18 protein-coding genes are annotated in these 17,975 nt (G+C 38.3%); all 18 read right to left on the minus strand.

All coding sequences use genetic code 11. The features are described 5' to 3' along the window. Position 1: 1 nt before the first annotated feature. Positions 2 to 1,537, minus strand: coding sequence for a phytoene desaturase family protein (locus tag LV92_RS01240; RefSeq protein WP_111621863.1), 1,536 nt, complete (start codon positions 1,535 to 1,537; stop codon positions 2 to 4). Between the two features lie 134 nt (positions 1,538 to 1,671). Then, positions 1,672 to 5,361: an MMPL family transporter gene (locus LV92_RS01245; RefSeq protein ID WP_111621864.1), complete on the minus strand. Its 3,690-nt coding sequence runs from the start codon at positions 5,359 to 5,361 to the stop codon at positions 1,672 to 1,674. Continuing rightward, positions 5,354 to 6,523 carry a DUF2062 domain-containing protein gene (locus tag LV92_RS01250; RefSeq protein ID WP_211322913.1) on the minus strand — a complete coding sequence of 390 codons (1,170 nt, stop codon included), beginning with the start codon at positions 6,521 to 6,523 and terminating at the stop codon, positions 5,354 to 5,356. The genes LV92_RS01245 and LV92_RS01250 overlap by 8 nt, the downstream gene beginning before the upstream one ends. Before the next feature lie 109 nt (positions 6,524 to 6,632). Then, positions 6,633 to 7,121 carry a hypothetical protein gene (locus tag LV92_RS01255; RefSeq protein WP_111621866.1) on the minus strand — a complete coding sequence of 163 codons (489 nt, stop codon included), beginning with the start codon at positions 7,119 to 7,121 and terminating at the stop codon, positions 6,633 to 6,635. Then, positions 7,122 to 7,490 (minus strand): 3-hydroxyacyl-ACP dehydratase, encoded by a 369-nt coding sequence (locus LV92_RS01260; RefSeq protein ID WP_111621867.1) that lies wholly within the window; start codon positions 7,488 to 7,490, stop codon positions 7,122 to 7,124. A 5-nt stretch (positions 7,491 to 7,495) separates the two neighbouring features. Next, a complete protein-coding gene (locus tag LV92_RS01265) occupies positions 7,496 to 8,089 on the minus strand; it encodes a porin family protein (protein ID WP_111621868.1) in 594 nt (197 codons plus the stop codon). 2 nt (positions 8,090 to 8,091) lie between these two features. After that, positions 8,092 to 8,700 carry a hypothetical protein gene (locus LV92_RS01270; protein ID WP_111621869.1) on the minus strand — a complete coding sequence of 203 codons (609 nt, stop codon included), beginning with the start codon at positions 8,698 to 8,700 and terminating at the stop codon, positions 8,092 to 8,094. Then, on the minus strand, positions 8,681 to 9,310 hold the full coding sequence (locus LV92_RS01275; RefSeq protein WP_245946204.1) for a LolA family protein: 630 nt from the start codon (positions 9,308 to 9,310) through the stop codon (positions 8,681 to 8,683). The genes LV92_RS01270 and LV92_RS01275 overlap by 20 nt, the downstream gene beginning before the upstream one ends. Continuing rightward, a complete protein-coding gene (locus LV92_RS01280) occupies positions 9,303 to 10,079 on the minus strand; it encodes a polysaccharide deacetylase family protein (RefSeq protein WP_111621870.1) in 777 nt (258 codons plus the stop codon). Before LV92_RS01280 ends, LV92_RS01275 begins: the two co-directional genes overlap by 8 nt. Further along, positions 10,073 to 11,137 carry a beta-ketoacyl synthase N-terminal-like domain-containing protein gene (locus tag LV92_RS01285; protein WP_111621871.1) on the minus strand — a complete coding sequence of 355 codons (1,065 nt, stop codon included), beginning with the start codon at positions 11,135 to 11,137 and terminating at the stop codon, positions 10,073 to 10,075. The genes LV92_RS01280 and LV92_RS01285 overlap by 7 nt, the downstream gene beginning before the upstream one ends. A gap of 84 nt (positions 11,138 to 11,221) precedes the next feature. Beyond that, positions 11,222 to 12,418, minus strand: coding sequence for a beta-ketoacyl-[acyl-carrier-protein] synthase family protein (locus LV92_RS01290; RefSeq protein WP_111621872.1), 1,197 nt, complete (start codon positions 12,416 to 12,418; stop codon positions 11,222 to 11,224). 97 nt (positions 12,419 to 12,515) lie between these two features. Next, entirely contained in the window at positions 12,516 to 12,773 is a 258-nt protein-coding gene (locus tag LV92_RS01295; RefSeq protein WP_111621873.1) for a phosphopantetheine-binding protein, read from the minus strand. Continuing rightward, the gene (locus LV92_RS01300) at positions 12,770 to 13,393 is read right to left on the minus strand and encodes a 3-oxoacyl-ACP synthase (protein WP_111621874.1); all 624 of its coding nucleotides are present in this window, start codon (positions 13,391 to 13,393) and stop codon (positions 12,770 to 12,772) included. Before LV92_RS01300 ends, LV92_RS01295 begins: the two co-directional genes overlap by 4 nt. Next, positions 13,390 to 14,538, minus strand: coding sequence for a beta-ketoacyl-[acyl-carrier-protein] synthase family protein (locus LV92_RS01305; RefSeq protein WP_111621875.1), 1,149 nt, complete (start codon positions 14,536 to 14,538; stop codon positions 13,390 to 13,392). Before LV92_RS01305 ends, LV92_RS01300 begins: the two co-directional genes overlap by 4 nt. Further along, entirely contained in the window at positions 14,531 to 14,968 is a 438-nt protein-coding gene (locus tag LV92_RS01310) for an acyl-CoA thioesterase (RefSeq protein WP_245946205.1), read from the minus strand. The genes LV92_RS01305 and LV92_RS01310 overlap by 8 nt, the downstream gene beginning before the upstream one ends. Further along, positions 14,958 to 16,226 (minus strand): ABC transporter permease, encoded by a 1,269-nt coding sequence (locus LV92_RS01315; RefSeq protein ID WP_111621877.1) that lies wholly within the window; start codon positions 16,224 to 16,226, stop codon positions 14,958 to 14,960. The genes LV92_RS01310 and LV92_RS01315 overlap by 11 nt, the downstream gene beginning before the upstream one ends. After that, positions 16,219 to 16,962: an ABC transporter ATP-binding protein gene (locus LV92_RS01320; protein WP_111621878.1), complete on the minus strand. Its 744-nt coding sequence runs from the start codon at positions 16,960 to 16,962 to the stop codon at positions 16,219 to 16,221. The genes LV92_RS01315 and LV92_RS01320 overlap by 8 nt, the downstream gene beginning before the upstream one ends. Before the next feature lie 8 nt (positions 16,963 to 16,970). Further along, entirely contained in the window at positions 16,971 to 17,972 is a 1,002-nt protein-coding gene (locus tag LV92_RS01325) for a BtrH N-terminal domain-containing protein (protein ID WP_111621879.1), read from the minus strand. Between the last annotated feature and the right edge of the window lie 3 nt (positions 17,973 to 17,975).

Below are 17,975 nucleotides of genomic sequence, written 5' to 3' on the forward strand. Positions count from 1 at the left end.
ATTAAACTTCTTGAGCTTTATTGACTTCTAAAATTTTTTCCAATAAATAATCCTTTCCCACTAACTCGGAACAGGTAATAATTGCTCCAATGGTTACGCCTAAGATTCCGTGCATGTTTAAACTTTGGCCCGTAAATAGCAGGTTTGTGATTTTTGTTCTGGGAGAAACAAATGAGTGTAGTGGATTGTTTACGTCCTTAACATAGCCGTACATAGATCCATTATGGGACCCAATATAATCTCGGTAGGACAATGGGGTGGAGGCATATACGGTTTGAATACAATCTCTTAGGTTAGGGAATTTTTTTTCCAATTCTGTAATAAAAACTTCAGTTTTATACGATTTGAACTCTTCATAGGTCTGCCCTCTATCATTTTTAGAGGCAACCGTATTAAAAGTTTTCTGCCAGTACTCCACCTCACTAAAATTCATATAGGTCATAGCTATTAAACTATCTCCCCATCCATCGTCTTTTTTGTTAATGCCCATAGAGACCATATAGCCCTCGGGCCAACTTTTCTGAGTGTAATTCTGTGCATCCCAAACACGATCTCCATATTTAAAATGATAATAATTCTTGTTGTGATATTTAAAGGATTTAGGTTTTAGTACAATGTATACGCTGAAGGCCGAAATAACACTTTCAATATTATTTATTCTGTTGGTGTACGATTTTCTAAAGTTTTCTACACCAACCATTTTTAAAGTAAGCTTAGGTTCTATATTGGAAATAAATTTATCACCCTTTATTTGCTTTCCATTTTTTATATCCACCGAGGTGATTACCCCATTTTTGACATTAAATTTGGTAACTTCATGATGCTTGAAGGTATTGCCCCCAAATTTCTTTATTTGTCTAATAAGCACTTTGGTAATCTGACTTCCCCCATTTATACATCTGTATGCACTTTCTATATAGGAATTTACGGATAGGGCATGTACATAAAAAGGAGAACGTTCCCCGTCACCGGCATATAGAAAATTAGTCCCCGCTAACACGGCCTGTAATTTCTTATTGTTTGTAAGGGAATTGATATAGGTTTTGGCATTCAGTTTAAAAACATCATCTTGCCCATAGGAAGGATTGCCCTTGTTTAAATTGTATAAGGGAAACTTGGAACAGGTTTCCCTTAATTTTTTACTGTACGTTTTTATCGCCTTTTCTTCTTCTGGAAATTGGGACAGTAAACTTTTCTCGAAGCGCTCATAACCTTGGGCGTGTCTGTACTCTTTAGGATCTCCATCGAAGGTGACCACATCAAAACCGTCTTCATCCAATTTTTTAAGCTTCAATTGGTCCATGATACCCAAATACTTAAAATATTGGTTCAGGTTTTGGCCTTCCGAAAGCCCCCCAATATAATGCACCCCTGTATCAAAGATGGTTTTGTCCCGGACAAAGGTTTGAAGGTTGCCCCCGAATTGATTGTTTTTTTCCAAGACACAGACACTATAACCTTCTTTGGCCATTATCAAGGCAGAAACCAATCCCCCTAATCCGCTTCCAACAATTACAATGTCGTAATGTTCTTTCATAAATGGTATTCTTTACAATTTCCAAAACCAAATTTTAATATCGGATTTCGGTAGGTCTTGCACCCTTATAATAATTAATATCAAACCTTGGTTCAATCCGAGGATTTTTTTAACTCCTGCGAAACCAGATTATTTTAGGCCTTTGTTTTTTCTAAGATAATAAGATTATCATTTTCAAAGACATTTTTAAATCTAGTGGATAATATAATTCTTTCCAATAATTTTGCTCCGTCCTTTACCAATATCAGTAGCCTAATATTATTTTTGATTTTTGGTGCCAGGCTATCCAAGTCTTGTATTTCCAAATCAATGATCATTATATCCGCAGGCTGTGCCAAAGCCTCCTCAATGGATGCTGTCAAGGTTAACTTGGCTATTTGTTGGGCAATAAAACTGTTCTTTACAATTGGCCTTATCTCCTCATCTGCCAAGTAAGCGTAAATTTTACGATCAACGGCATTTAAAGATAATAGAAAATCCAGTTGCCCGTATTCTTTTGAAAGATGAATTATGGAATCGGAGGATCCAATGCGTTTTGAGATAAGGGCGTAAATTTTTGAGTTGTTCCTTAAATCATTTTTTACCGCACGGTAAATGGAATCTCCTTTGTATCTATAATCCTCGAGAATTGTTCTCATGAAATAGGTATCCCCTTCCACTTCATTCCTCAAGTTCTGAAATTCGGACCTGAAATGGGCGGCTATACCCTTGTTGCGTTCTCTGTAATTTTTGCCGTAGCCTAGATCCTTTGGGGAAATTCTATCTAAAATCTTGACCGTTATACTGCCATCTTTTATTACAAAACTTCCTTTGGGAAGCACCTCAGAATTTCCATGAATCAAAACAGGAACAATATCCATATTAAACTTTTCCGCCAAATAAAAGGCCCCCTTATGAAATCGTCTTATTTTGTTGGTTCTAGACCTTGTTCCTTCAGGGAAAGCCATTAATGAGTATCCTTGGGCCAACTTGTTTCTTAAATGTTCAAGGCCATTATCTATCCCTTCGGACACTGGATAAAATCCGGCCAGTTGTACGGCCTTTCCAAAAATTGGGGATTTATACACCCAGTCGTTTACCAAATAAATAATCTTTGGATATAACATGCCAACGGCCAAAATATCTAAAAATGAAGTGTGGTTTGCTATGATAATAGCTGGTTTTTTAAAATCCTCCCCTGATAAATTGATAATTTTTTTACTTACAAAGGGATTGGTATAAAGTACCGATTTCATGAATTTTGAAATGGTCTTATGGAACCATTTCATTTTAATTTTTTTCTTGAATGGCAGTATTTTCATAAAGGTAACGCTCCAGATGGACAATAGGAGTCCGCCGGAACCATAATAACCAAATGAAAGAACGGAATGAATAAGTAATCGAAGGCTAATGGGGCGTTTTTCCTTACTGCCAATAAAGAGTAAAAATAATAATGGTTGAATGGTGAAAGCTACAAAAACCGCCGATAGGATACCTATAAGTGATACTAGGCTAATGGAATGCAAGGCCGGGTGTTTTGCAAAAATTAGTACGCCAATTCCCAAAACTGTAGTAATTGCCGACAATAGGATAGATGTTCTGTGGGTTCTTAGGACCTTTTCTCCCTTACCGTATTCCTTGAGCAGTCCAGTTGTTATGAATATGCTGTAATCTATTCCCAATCCAAAGATAAAGGTGGAGATAATAATATTAAAAATATTGAATTCTATATGGAACATCCCCATAATACCAATCGTGAGCCACCAAGTCAATAAGATTGGAATACTGGTGACCAAAACCAGAGAAAAACTTCTAAAGAAAAAGAACAAGATAAGGACTACGATACCAAGGGAATAACCAATAAGCTTATTGAAATCATTTTTGAGATTGCCTAAAAACATCTCGTTCATTTCCTGCCTATCAATTACCAATGTTTTGGGGTAAGCTCTAAAAATTTCTTTTACTTTTTCTTCATGTCCCTCCTTTAATTTAATCAAGGAGGTAACAGTGGTAAAATCATTGTCGGTAACAAAATAGTCATCAATAGGCAGGGCAGCCGCACTACTGTAGTCCACAATATTTAACAATCTAAAATCCTTGTTGAGAAACGAATAGAATTTATCAAAGGAGTTGGGTTTAAATCCTAATTCGGTACCACTTTCCACAAGATTTTTCTTAGTATTTTCAATGATATCCTCGTTCCAAAACTCCTTCCAAAGTTCAATTTTTTCTTGCTGTTTTTCTTGGGAGAGGACTAGGTTGCCTATTGAGCTAAAACTAAGTATTTCTCCGTTATTCTTTAGGCTATCCAATTCTTGGGATATGGTATTGTTGGTTTGAAGGACCTTTTCTCTATCTTCCCCATAGACAGCCAAATAAATGGATTTGGAAGACATATTGGTAAGTGCGTCCAATCTCTCCCTAGCTTGTGCCAAGGCTGTAGGTTCATAGTTGAGTTTGGCAATGTCCTTATTGAAAATTACCTTTTCGTGAAAAAAAATACTGGCAATCAAAAGGCCTACAAGGATGGCTATGCTCCATTTGTTTTTATGAAGATTATAGGAGGCTATCTTATCCAAGAGGGTGTACTTTACATTTAGATTATCTGTATTCCTATAAACATGGGGTATAAATAGAAGGGCGAAAATACAGGAGCCAATTACGCTAACGGCAGCAAAAATGCCGAGGTCCTGAAGGGCTTGCGAGTCTAGGAACAGAAGGCACAAAAAGGCTAGGGCAGTGGTAATACTGCTCATGATAACTGGCTGGGACACATCTGAGTATAGTGTCTTTACAGAGGGGTTATTTCTTATTTGGGTTAATATATGCAAGGAATAATCCAAGGTAACCCCTAGCAGTACAGAGCCTATCCCCAAGGAAATGGCAGAAATCTTCCCTCTTGTCAAATACAGAACGGCAACGGATAGTGTTGCCCCAAAAAGGGTAGGGGCGAAAAGAATAATGGGAATGGTTAATTTTCTATAAAATAGGATTAGGATTCCCATTAAAATGGATAAGGCAATAGTTACCGTAAGGCGAATATCGGTTTTGATCTGTTGTGCGTTGGCAACGGCTATCAATGTGGCCCCGTAATATTCACTTTTTACCCTGTCCGTATACATTTGGTCCAATTGATCCTGGGTCTCATAAAGCTCCGTAACAAATTTGGTATTCTCCACGGTTTCACTGGAAGGGTGGGTAGGGGTAATAAATAGTAAAATGTTTTGAAGATCCTTGCTCAGGATAAAACCATCCTTAAGGGTAAACTGATCCCCTATGCCCAAACCCCTTAGTTTTTTTAGGGCAATAAAAGAAATGCCTAGGGGGTCTTTCAGAATCATTTCCTTGGCAACTATGCCAGAAGGGGAAATTAATGTTCTGTAGTTTTTTTGTATTATTTTGGCAATGCTGTCCTGGTCGAGTTTTTTTGAGATGGTATTGTAATCCTCCCTATCCAGCAGCAGAGGGGCATTTTCATAGACAAACTCCAAGGTGTTCCCCAGATCTCCGTCATCTATTTTGCCCTGGATTTTTTTTATGTGTGAAGAAGATTTTTTGGAGATACTATCCAAAAAATCAGCTGCATAGCTTGTTAGTTCTTCAATAGGTACCCCTGGATCCCGCACAATATTCACGATAATCTTATCCGAAAAATTTACCGATTTTAATACTTTTTGAACTTCCTCGGTCTTGCTATTGCTGGGTATGAGCTTGGTTATGTCTTCCTCAAATTCAATTTTAAAAGCAAAATATATAAGGATTAAAAACAGAGCCAAGAGACCAATGCCGGAAAGCAGTCTTTTCTTGGCCACATATTTATAAATCCTATATAAATAACTACCCATTTTTAAGTGCAATTTTCTTTCTATCAAAAATATTCAAAATAATATAACCGCATATTCCCGTGGCAAAAGCTCCAATAAGGGAAAGGGTTATGCTGCCAATTATATAGGATTTTAAATGCTTTATGACTTCAAAATTGGCCCCTGCCTCCTCAAAAGTAAAATTAAACTCGTTACCTAAGACCCAGTGGCCTATTTTAAGGCTGATATACAGCACAAAAGGTATAAAAGGAGGAAAGCTTACGTTGGAAAAAGCGAAGGCAATTGTCTTGTTCAGTTTAAACAGTACCGCCAAAAAAATTACTATCAAGGTCTGGAACCCCCATAGGGGGGATAAGCCAATAAGTACTCCCAATGCTATGGACAGCGCTTTTTTTTCATGGGAATCGTTGCTGCCCAGAAAGTCTTCATGGAAAAACCTCTTAACTCCTTTTTTTTTTATTTTTCGAATTAAATCACGTGGAAAAATATAGAGAAGGGTCAGAATTACCAAGTAGGTGTTTAACAGGCTAATTCTTGAAAAATCGGTAAAGGGTCTAAAATGGGATACCCTTTCCGTAACATCATAGGTTACTTTTATGGGAATATTCTTCACTTCTATTCCGTTCCATGCAGCCTTCACGATTGCTTCGATTTCAAACTCGAATTTTTTTGTAAAGAATTTGATATCCTTTAAAGCCAGTATGGGATATAGTCTATATCCGGATTGGGTGTCCTGTAGTTTAATTCCAGTTTCGACCCAAAACCAGAAATTGGAAAATTTGTTGCCAAAACTACTTTTTTTAGGAACGCCTTTTTGTCCCATATTTCTTGCTCCTATATACAGTACGTCTTTGGACGTTTCCTGGCTTAGGTTGCCAATAAGTACAGGTATATCATCCGGAAAGTGTTGACCGTCGGAATCAATAGTGATGGCAAAGTGGAAACCTAGTTCCAGAGCCAATTCAAAACCTTTTCTCAGAGCATATCCTTTGCCTATGTTATGTGGAAAGGAAATAGTACGGATATTGGAAAATTTATCCAATATATCCGAAGTGGTATCGGTTGACCCATCATTTACTACTATAACATTTTGGGTGTATAGCAGCACCCCTTCCAGGACTTTTTTTAGGGTTTTATGATTGTTGTAGGTAGGTATTATCACACAGCATTTTAGCTGATCCATAGCTTTAGTTGTGGATGTAGTATGTTGTGACACGGTTTTAACGTAATTTGGTTGTTCCATCTTGTAGAAAAATACAAGATATGGTTCGCAAAAATAGCAATTACTGAAGTCAAAACCGTTGCTTTTCTTCAGTATTAAATCCTGTGGATTGTAATATATACGATTTCACAAAATCCTTGACCGCTTTAGAATTGGTCTTTTCGTAGTGGTTTAAAATGAAAGTTTTGTCCTCTTCGATGTTGGATCTGTATTTCAAAAACTTTGGGGAATTTTCCTGTATACTCAATCTTAGGCACCTAATTTCTATGTTTTCCGGTTTTTGGGATACCGCAAATTCCAGTAGTAAAACCCCACTTTTAAAAAGGTCCTTCCTTTCCGCATTATCCTTTGTGTATTTTGCCGTCAATGCAGAAACTGCACCCTTGTAAGCTACCAATACAGTGTTATCTTCCTTGGAAACAGTTTCCAGTTTATCCCTTAAGGCCAGGGCCGATTCACGGTCGTTTGTGGCCAGGCTAAAATCTTTTCGAACCTGGTCTAGATCGGGTGTGAAAGGAGAAATGGAAATCACGAATAGAAGAAAACAGATAAGTTTCATTTACACCGCGCTTTTAAAGGTTGCACTTAGTTTTAGGGCAACTGTTTCCCCAAAGGTGGTTGTACTTTTTACCTTGATCAGACCGTCTATTTCAGAAAGGTTGATGTCTATTAAAAGTATCGGATCCGTTTCAGGATTTATAATGGCCATGAATTTTACATTGGTGGCGACGGATAGAAATAAATCATGCCCAAGACTTTTTTCCGTTAATTCCTTTATGATTTGAATCATACATACCCCTGGCATAATAGGCTTTCCTGGGAAATGGCCTTTAAAAATTTCATGCTTGGGGTTCAACTTGATTAGGGCCGATATGCCTTCCTCGTTTTTATTAAAAGTTTCTGTAGTATATAGTCCTTCTATTAACATTTTGCTCACATATTAAATTTGTAGGCGAGTCCAATTTGGAATACCCTGTTCAATTGATTCTCCTCAGAATTGCCTCCATATTCTCCGGAGTCATTGAAATCCAGATCTATCAATCCTTGTTTATATCTCAATTCCAATGCCAATCCAAAATCAAACTCATATCCAATTCCTCCAAATACGGCCAGATCAATAGGAGTGATTTCTAGATTTTCACCGTTATCGTTGATTAAGTTGATAAAATTGTCATCAAAATTAACGTCTAGACTGGGACCCAAAATAAAGTGGAAACCCTGATTTTTACTAACAAAAAATTTATTGGCAAGGGTAATGGATACATAGTTAATATTTATGTCTTCCCCATTTCTATAGCTGGCATTGCCTCCCTGGTTGGAATATACAATTTCTGGTTGCATAGTGTAATTCTCTGTAAAACGGACAGCTAAAAACAATCCAGTGTATAATCCAGGTTTGTTATCCAGTCCGGAATTCAGGATCTTGGCGTTGTTCAAGCCCAATCTTATCCCTAGTTGCGATTTGCTTTGAGCAGCCATGGTATAGGCAATGGTGAAGAGAAGACTTGCAAGCAGTAACTTTTTCATTATTATATGGCTTTTAAATCTATAGTTAATTTAATGTTTTTGTGCCGTATTTTAATTTCCCTTGCATGATCGTTTTCTATTTCTGTAAAAATATAGTCCGATTTCTCTTTGCTTCCTTTTGTTTCCAGTATTTTATTTAGCCGTTCATCTGCCGTGATGTAAAAGTAAGTGTTATTCTTTATTTTGGTCTCAAAGAACATGCTATCTCCCATTTTCTGGTAATGGTTCAAAATGTTGGGATTTTCACTGGTCAAAACAAATAAATCCTTCTTAAGCAGGTTAATAAGAATCTTTTTATTCATTTCACTAAGAATAAAATTAATTTTGAATTCGTTTTTGATGAACGAAAAATCAAATAGTTTATTTCCCATTTCGGTTGTGAATACAACCCTATAGTGTTCTTGTCCCAGCTTTTTTATAGCAAATATTCCGCCAAAGGATTTCTCGGCGAAATTAATTTTGGCCTTGTAGATATAATCCTTGGAAAGGTCGGAAAAGTAAGGATTGATTACAGTTGGCCTATTGCCGTTTATTCTTTCTAGATTATTTTTTTTTGGAAAGGAAGCACAGGCAAACAGCAAGAGGGTCAAGCTAATTAGTAAATACCTCATTGTCCAATGGTTTGTTGATCAGTCGGTCGTTAAAGACAATTCTAGTGAAATCATTGGTGGGTTCCACCATTTTAACCTCCATAACATCGGCCTTTTTCTTATCGAAAAACAAAATAAAAGAGGCGATATAACTTTTTATTTTTTCGTCTTTAGGGATAAAGATGACCTTGTAATAATTTGGGCTTTTAAAGTAGCTCATAGTGAAATCCGAATCTTGGAACAAGTTGCCCTTTACACTATTGACAATTAATTGATTTAGCTTTTTAAACAGGGCACTATTTCCCAGATCCATATTGCTTTTGGTTCCGGAATCGTTAATTGTTAATTTGTCGTCCTTAAAAATGATACTGTATTTAAAGGGTTCTGTATACTCCCATTTTACCATGTTGGGAGCCTTAAAAGCCATTCTGCCCTGTGTAGTAATATCATTGGATAAAAAGTCCAGATGCTTATACTGTGTAAAATTGCTTTGTATAGTGTTCGTGGCCTTGGACGTCTCGTTTATCATGGCCTTGAGCTCTGCAATTTCGGCATTGTTCATATTGCTTTCTTGGGCGAACAATAGGGTTGTACGGGCAATTAGGACAATTAAAAATAATAGGTTACGCATAGGCTTCAATATCTAACAATTGGTCTACAGTTACAGATTGCATTTTGTGCTGCTGTAAAAATAGCAATAACTGTTCCAATACTTCAACTGTTTTTTCACTACTGTCATGTAGTAGTATAATGTCGCCTTTCTTTATTTTATTGGTGATGCGTTTCAGGATTACTTTTTTTGATCTTTTGGTAGTGTCCAAAGATCGAATGTTCCAGCCCACCGTTTTTATTTCCAATTTTTTAACTGCTCTGCTTATACTGGGATTTGTTACCCCAAAGGCCGGTCTATATAATTTAGGGTTAAGACCGGTTACTTCTTTTATGGTAGCATTTGTTTTTTGGAGTTCCAATATTACTTTTTGTGTCCCAAAGAATCCAAATTTGTTGGAATGTGTGTAGGTATGGTTCCCAATAGTATGCCCGTTATCTACTATTTTCTGTGCAATTCCACCAAATAAGTTTACTTGTTGTCCCACACAAAAAAAAGATGCTCTGGCATTATATTTTTGAAGTAGTTCCAAAACTTTGGGCGTAAAGTTGGGGTGGGGACCATCATCAAAGGTAATGGCAACCAGATTATCGGGAATTTTATTGTTGAAATGCAGGGCAGGGAGATGATAATTCCAGCGGATGTGGAAGGAGCCAATAATAGTAAAAGTAACCCAAACAGCACCCAATAGTATATAGGCCCACCACTTGATTTCCCAAAAAACATCCAATACAAGAAGGGCGGCCAAAGCAATGCTAAAAAGGCTATTTATTATAGGATACTTCAACATCGGCGAAGAAGGGTGAAACTATGGTTTTTACCTCTGTATTGATTGTACAGTAAAACAATTTCAAAGCCCTTGGTTTTAATTGTGTTTATGGCAACGGCACTTGGTATCTGCTGGGTCTTAAGAATTTTGGCTCCCAGCCAAAATCCAAATGCCGAAGCTGTGTTAAATTCACCACTTAGATGTTTGTAAACCACTTGCTGGGTGTTTTTAAAAGGTCCATTGGTAAGCTCAGTATAATAATTGTCGTAGTCAATGTCTCCATTATTTCCACTGATCAGCACATCAATGTCGGTCGCGGATAGATTATTTTCCTTTAAATATGCCTCAAGATTGGCCAATAGATCTGATATAGCAAGGGTATTAAAGGTCTTTACTCCCAATACCTGGGCATAACTGGAATCTTGTTTTTTGTTGGACAACACAAAGAAATTGGCACCTTCCCCAAATACGGCGCCAGCGGTTTTGGAATTGAGCAACTCGTTGGAATTTATTTTTTCCGGTTTTATATGTTGTATTAGTTTATGTATGGCGTTGGTGTGTTCCCCGGATTCATCAACTCCACCTACAAGTATGTTTTCCGCTTCCTTTAGTTCTAATTGCATTAAGGCATCAATGAGGGCCGATTCAAAGGAAACACTGCTATGTACGTAGGTGAAATTATATCCCTTGCACCCAATGCCCAATGCTATCTGGCCTGCAACTGTATTATGGGTAGACTGTATAAACGAGGTAGGGGTAAGGAACTGCTCATTATTGTCCAAAATGGCGGTTACAAATTTTTCGGAATCCCTAACACACCCCATTCCCGTTCCGGTAATAATGGCGTCTATATCTGTTAGATTTGCTTCCTCCAAGGCTATTTTAGAGGCAACGACCCCCATTTTTATACCCTTTGCCATTCTTCTAGCCGCTGCCGGGGGAATAAAATCCTTATAGTTGGGTTCTATTACCGGTATGATGTTGTCTTCATAGGTAGTTATTTCCTCCAAAAAATCATTGTTGTCAAATGTTTTTTGGGCAGATATGGAACCGATACTGTTAATATAAACTTTTTCCATTAGTTGTTGGGAATTCCGATTTCTAATATAATATCTAAAAGGATCAAATGGTCCAAATGTAAATATAACAATTCCTTCTTAAGCCTATTTTGAAAAAATAAGTGTGGAGCAATTTCCTCCAAACCCTAGGGAATTGGACAGAACGGTGTTTAATGCTTTTTCTTTTAAGGTGGTTTGCGGGATAAGGGAAAACTCTTTCATCGGAGTTTTAAAATTCAAATTGGGATAGATAATGTTGTTTTGAAGTGATAGTATGGCATACACCGCCTCTATTGCACCTGCTGCAGCCAAGGTATGCCCGGTATAGGCTTTTGTTGAGCTGAATTCTGGAATTTCTTTTCCAAAAACACGGATAAGGGCCCGTCCTTCGGATAAATCATTGTTGCCCGTGGCGGTTCCATGGGCATTGATATAATCAATATCCTTTGGTTCCAGTCCAGCAACGGCAAGTGCTTTCTCCATGGCCAAAGTGGCACCGTCACCATTTTCGGATGAGGCCGTTTGGTGATAAGCATCGTTGGCATTGCCATATCCGACCACATATCCCAATACTTTTTTCTTTTCCTTTTTTACCAAGAAATCTGATTCCAACACCAAATAAGCTGCAGCCTCCCCTAAATTAAGTCCTTTTCTATTTTCGTCAAAAGGTGTATTGTAGGTATCGGACAGGATCATTAAGGTTTTAAAACCATTAATAGTGAATTTGGACAAACAGTCGGCACCACCTACAATTACCCTATCCAGTTTACCTGTTTTAATTAATCTTGCCCCAAACATTATTGCATTCGCAGCAGAGGAACAGGCAGTACTGATGGTCGTGACCAAGCTTTGGTCGATGCCCAATTGTTCCGCTATTTTTTCCGTAGAGTCCCCGGCATGGTGGCCTTCAATGTACTTTCTATTATCTTCACTTTCCAAGTAATCGTAATAAAATTTTTCGGTCATATCCATGCCTCCAACACTGGTGGATGAAATAAGGCCAGTCCTGTAGTCTTTTATGTTGGTTATTTTGGCATCTGCAATGGCCTCTTTGGCGGCAACGGCTCCCAATAGGGCTGTTCTGGAGTAATTGTTGTCGGCACTCAAACCCAATTTTGCTTCCAATTCCGCGTTGGTGAATTCAATTTCACCTACCATAATACTGCCTTTGTGGACGGTGTCTATTTTGGAAATATGGGATATTCCTGTTCTACCCTCTAAAAGTGAACTGTAATTCTCGGACACATTGTTTCCAATAGCCGAAATTATACCCATTCCCGTTATAGCTACTCCTGTGGACATGAATTTTTTATTTTAAGGTATTGATTTCCTTGGATGTGACCAATTTCTTCATTCAATGAATAAACACCTTGATATTGTACTGTCAAATGCAACGGAATTATTTTGTGCGATGTTCAGCAATATATTTTGCCATAACTTCAATGGACTCAAATATTTTTTTTCCCTCTTTTGGGTCGGTAAGTTTAATTCCATAATCCTTGTCCAACATTACTATGAGTTCCAATGCGTCAATGGAGTCCAGTCCAAGACCATCACCAAACAAGGAATCGTCATCTGCAATTTCATCAATTGCAATATCTTCCAAGTTTAATTGAGTAATAATTTTTTCCTTTAGTTCTTGTTTTAAATCGCTCATTTGGTTGTGTACAATTTTATTATTTCTTCTTTATTGTGTGCAATGCTTCCTTCCGTAGAAACTAGGTATAAAAAAGCTTCATAGTCGTCTACGTCACAGTTTATCCACCCGCACAACACTTCATCCGCTTTTTCAGTTTTAATTAAACTGCTTGCGTAGTCGTGTAGGTATTCTGCATTAAAGTGGTTAAAGATAAAAAAACTATTTTCAGAATATAGCCTATGCTTAATACTTATCTCTCCAAGGCAAATATTGGGCAAGGTATAGACGAAAACAGCAGGACTCGGAAAATAGTTTTCTTTGTCCACAATGGACTCTTGGTGCTTTCTGTCCGTTTGCAGGCTAGAAGCACTATTGGAAAATACCAAAGCAATATTTTTGGGCATTTCGGAATCCTGGGTCACTGTCTTAAGTAAAATATCAGTGGCCAGAAATCCAAGTTTGCTGAGGTCGTCCATTTTAAAAAACTTGGGATAATTGGTATCCATCTTTTTATAGGCCAGTTTTATAAAAGTGATGAAATCGCTCCCTAGGTCTTCCAAGAGCAACTCATCATTCAACAGTACCCTATTGTTGGATATTCTACAATATTCCTTTATTTTCAGATGTTGGGCCTTCATGATTGAACCTTTTTAAATACGGCGGCTGTATTGCAGCCTCCAAAACCGGAGGCAGTCTTCAAGAAACAATTTAAATCCTTGGCAGTGGGTGCCGTAATTATATTGAGGGGTTGTGAAACTCCCAACTCGGTGAACCCCTTGGAGGGGTATAAAGTATTGTGGTAAAGGGAATGCATGCCAATAATAGTTTCCAAAAGGCCCGATGCCCCCAGGGTGTGTCCAAAATAGCCTTTAAGGCTGTTCAATGGAACAGCGTCCAGACCTAATCTGTTCAGGGCAATTGCCTCCATTTCATCATTGAAAATGGTTGCGGTGCCATGGGCGGAAATATAATCTATATCACCGGGACCTACATGGGCTTCTTTAAAGGCCGAAAGAATACTCCGATAAAGGCCTTCCCCTGTTCTTGATGGGCCGGAAATATGATTGGCGTCATTACAGGAAGCTTCGCCCAATATTTCGACAGCTTCGGAGGGTAAATTGTCCTGGTCCTTGTTTACCAATATACTGGCGGCCACCTCCCCTATGTTAATACCGGATCTTTGCTTGCAATAGGGCTTGCAAGGTAGGGAACTCATGGCCTGGAATGAATTGAAGCCAGAAAGAATGAAATTGGAAACTATATCCCCTCCAACTATAAAAACTTTATCGAACGTTCCCTGTGAAATGAATCTTTTGGCCGTTGAAATGGCCAATATCCCTGAAACACAGGCATTGGACAGCACAATGGGTTCTGTAGAAAATCCAAAATAGTTTTTGATTATATGCCCTAAAGTTCCTAAATAGGCCCTCTCTGCAGGCATTGGGTTCCTTGGATCCAAGGTATCTACATTTCCTTTGGTTGTGGACAGAATTAGACCAACCCTATCCGTTAATGCTACTCCCGATGCTTGAATGATTTTGTCCAGGGACAGGACCATCATTTGCTCTAAGCGGGTATATTCACCATTTGGTTTTAGCTTTTTAAAGGCCTTTTCTAGGTAATCTGAATCAATAACCGAGGCGTAAAAGGGGTTGGGAAATAGGTTTTCATCTTCAATTAATGATATCCCCGATAAGCCCTCATGAATATTTTGCACCACCGTAAGACTATCAAAGCCTATAGATGATACAATATTGTTATATGAGAGATAGGTCTTATTCATTCAATAATCCAACTTTTTGTTTCCAATCCAAGAAAAATTTCGGCATGGTCAGGGATAAACCGTTTTCGTCTTCCACAAAAACCTGAATGGTTTCCCCAGTGCATACCAATTTGTTTTGTGGATCATAAATTTCGTATTTAAATACCATTTTGGCCGCTGGTGAATCTACAAAAATTGTTTTAATAGTGGCAACATCGCCATAGCGCAAAGGAAGTTTGTGTTCACAGCTAGATTTAACTATCGGGGTGGTGTAACCAGCTGCTTTGTGGTCCAGATAGGCAATCCCATGGTATCTACCAAAGGCTTCCCTGCCATCCTCAAAATATTGGATATAATTTCCATGCCACACAATGCCCAAAGGGTCTGTTTCTGCAAAGCGAACTCTAATTTCACTGGTAAAGCTAATCTCTGTTTTATTCTTAGACGGCATTTTTCCTTTCATTATACACAATAGAAATTGCGGTGGTTATTACAAAAAATAAAAATAATAAGGTTAGTTCAGGTATAAGATCCAAAATGCCCGCATCTCTCAAAAAAACATCATAAAAAGCATTTAAGCCCCAATTCATAGGAGATAAATTTGAAAGAGTCTGCATAAATTTAGGCATTATAAAGACAGGTACCCAAACACCTCCCAATGCCGCCAAAATAACCACAAAAGTAGCTCCAAAAGGAGCAGATTGTTCTTGGGTCCTTGCAATTGTTCCCAATAGCAATCCAAGGCCAATGGCCGCAAGTCCTGCAAATAAAGCTACAAGGAACAATAGAGGTATTTTTCCTGAGACGTCAAGGCTGGGAAGGCCTAAGACTGGGAATAGATAAACACCTATTCCTAACATTAGTCCAAATTGTATGAGACATACGGCAAGGTATATCACAGTTTTACCGCCCAATACCGTTAGATAAGAAACGGGATTAGTCCTTAGACGGACAAAGGTGCCCTGGCTTTTTTCTTTGACCATATTGATGGACAAGGGAACAATGATAAAAAAAATGGCGAACAAGGTCCAGGCAGGAACATTGTGCTGCACCGAATTGGGAATTATTTCATTGTTGCCTATATTAGGGGTAACTTCCTTAAAGGTGATAAAACTTTCGGTGTCAAATATAGCTTCAGTTTCATCGTCTGTTATTTGGGATTGGAATGCCTTGTAAATAGTTTGGGTCTCTATTTTAAAGATCATCTTGTCTATTCCATTCTTTATGGAGTTTTTAAAGGACATTTGTGTTGCGGGGTCGAAATAAAGTATGACCTCTTTTTTTTCCAAATCCGATTTATGGGATGGTGGAGTTTCTTCTTCCAAACCAAATTTGGATAGCAAGCCTTCCACATTTAGATTCACTTTTTTTTCCAGTTCAGAACTAAGATTGGCTGGAATTACTATGGCCAATTGGTACTTGCCTTTGAAAACTAGTTCTTTGGCTTCGCTGTCCGATTCTTTTCCAATAATATTGAAGGATTTGGACTCTGCCAGCCCATCGTATATGTTTTTGGAAACCTCACCCTTGTCATAGTCCACCCATAGTATAGGGATTTTGTTCTCATTGATAGACCTAAAGGTGCTGTCCTGAATTAAAGTAATGGTGACCACCAATACCAGGGGCATTACAAATAAGATGGCCAATCCGCCAATATCCCTGGATAGTAGTAGTAATTCTTTATATGTTGAGGCCCAAAGTTTATGCATGATCTCTAAGGGCTTTTCCGGTCAAGGTTAAGAAGACGTCTTCTAGGTTGTGTGATTCCGGGTATTGGGAAATAAGATTATTAGGAGCCCCTTCAATGATAATCCTACCATGATCGATAATAGCCACTTTTGTACAAAATTGTTCTGCTTCGTTCAAATGATGGGACGTATAGATAATGGTGGTTCCCTGGGTGTTCAATTTTTTTAAATTTTCAATAATTACATTTTTGGATTGTACGTCCACACCAACCGTGGGTTCGTCCAAGAATAAAACTTTGGGGTCGTGCAGGATGCTGGCAATTAAGTTGACACGTCTCTTCATTCCCCCTGAAAAAGTGTCCAATTTTTTGTTGGAAAATTTCCCCAACCCTAAAACTTCCAAATGAAAATTAATTTTTTCCTTCAATTGCTTTCCTTTTAGACCGTACATGCTGCCCAGGTAATACAAATTTTCATATGCGGTCAGGGTAGGGTAAAGGGCATATTCCTGAGGTACGATACCAATTATTTGTTTTAGTTGGTTGGCATTCTTTTGAAAGGTTAGTCCGTTGATGGTAAAACTGCCAGAGGTAGGTTTTATCAAGGAACTTAACATAGAGATAAGGGTAGTTTTTCCTGCCCCATTGGGTCCTAAAAGCCCAAAAATTTCCCCCTCGTCTATTTTTAGATCAAGGTCCATCACCGAGTAGTCCTCGTTATTTTTATATTTTTTGGAGAGATGGGAAATTTGGATCATTTGCTACCTTATATTGCCTTTTTCAGTTTTTTAAAAAAAACCTCTTCTTTGTTGGCTATATCTTCAAGAAGGGTGGCCACATGATCGTATTGGTCTACGGCCACGGAATTGCTCCTGTTTTTATATATGCGCGATGCCTCCACTGCAAAATCGCGCCATTGGTCGCCGATCAGGGTCATTTCTTTGGAAAGCTCTAAAAGTTGATTGTTGTTCAATAGTTTTCCAGCTTCTTGTAAAAATGCGGCATAAATATAACGGAACCCACCGCCTCCGGTACCTATTTCTTCTTGCATACGTACAATTTGCCCCAAATAATGATTGGCAATTTTAACGCCCTTGGACTTTGGCCATTTACGAATAAGTTGGGCAATTTTTCTTATTCCTTTTACCCCAACGACCGGGACGGGGGCCAACATATCCCTACAGGTGTGCTTTATGCCCCTAATAATGGCTTTTTCCAGCTGTAGCTGTTCCGGGAAAGAGGTAGGGTAATAAATATGTCCTTTTGGGGCAAAGGCGCCTTTGGCAAATCTTACTTTTTCCAGTTCTTTTTCGGTAAGTGAGGTAACGGTTTCCATTACCGGGTCACTTATTAAATATAAACCATCTTTTTTGCCATAGACCACCATATTGTGGGCGTTAAAATGGAAGCGATATTCGTCAGGAAAGTAGGGTAGGTTGTAAACGCCTACCTGGAGTCCTACCGGATTATTTCTTTGCAGGTTTTCGTCCAATCTGGCCTTGGCGGTTTGGACATTTCGAAATTTTTCTCGCTTTATTTTAATTCCGACACGTGTGGCGAACCGGGTAAAGATAATTCCCGGCATTGCCCTATAGGATACTACAGGTGCATGATTAACTTTTAAAAAAGGAATATAGGTAAACAAGAGCCCTGAGCCTATTCCAAAAACCATGGGCTCACTTACTGTAAACCCATTGTACGTCATTAAGTTGGCTACTACACCATTCTCGCAGTGTGCAGCTTGCTTGTGTTTAAAATCTATTTCCATTGT

The sequence above is a fragment of the Arenibacter echinorum genome (genome assembly GCF_003259375.1).
Classification (GTDB): domain Bacteria; phylum Bacteroidota; class Bacteroidia; order Flavobacteriales; family Flavobacteriaceae; genus Arenibacter; species Arenibacter echinorum.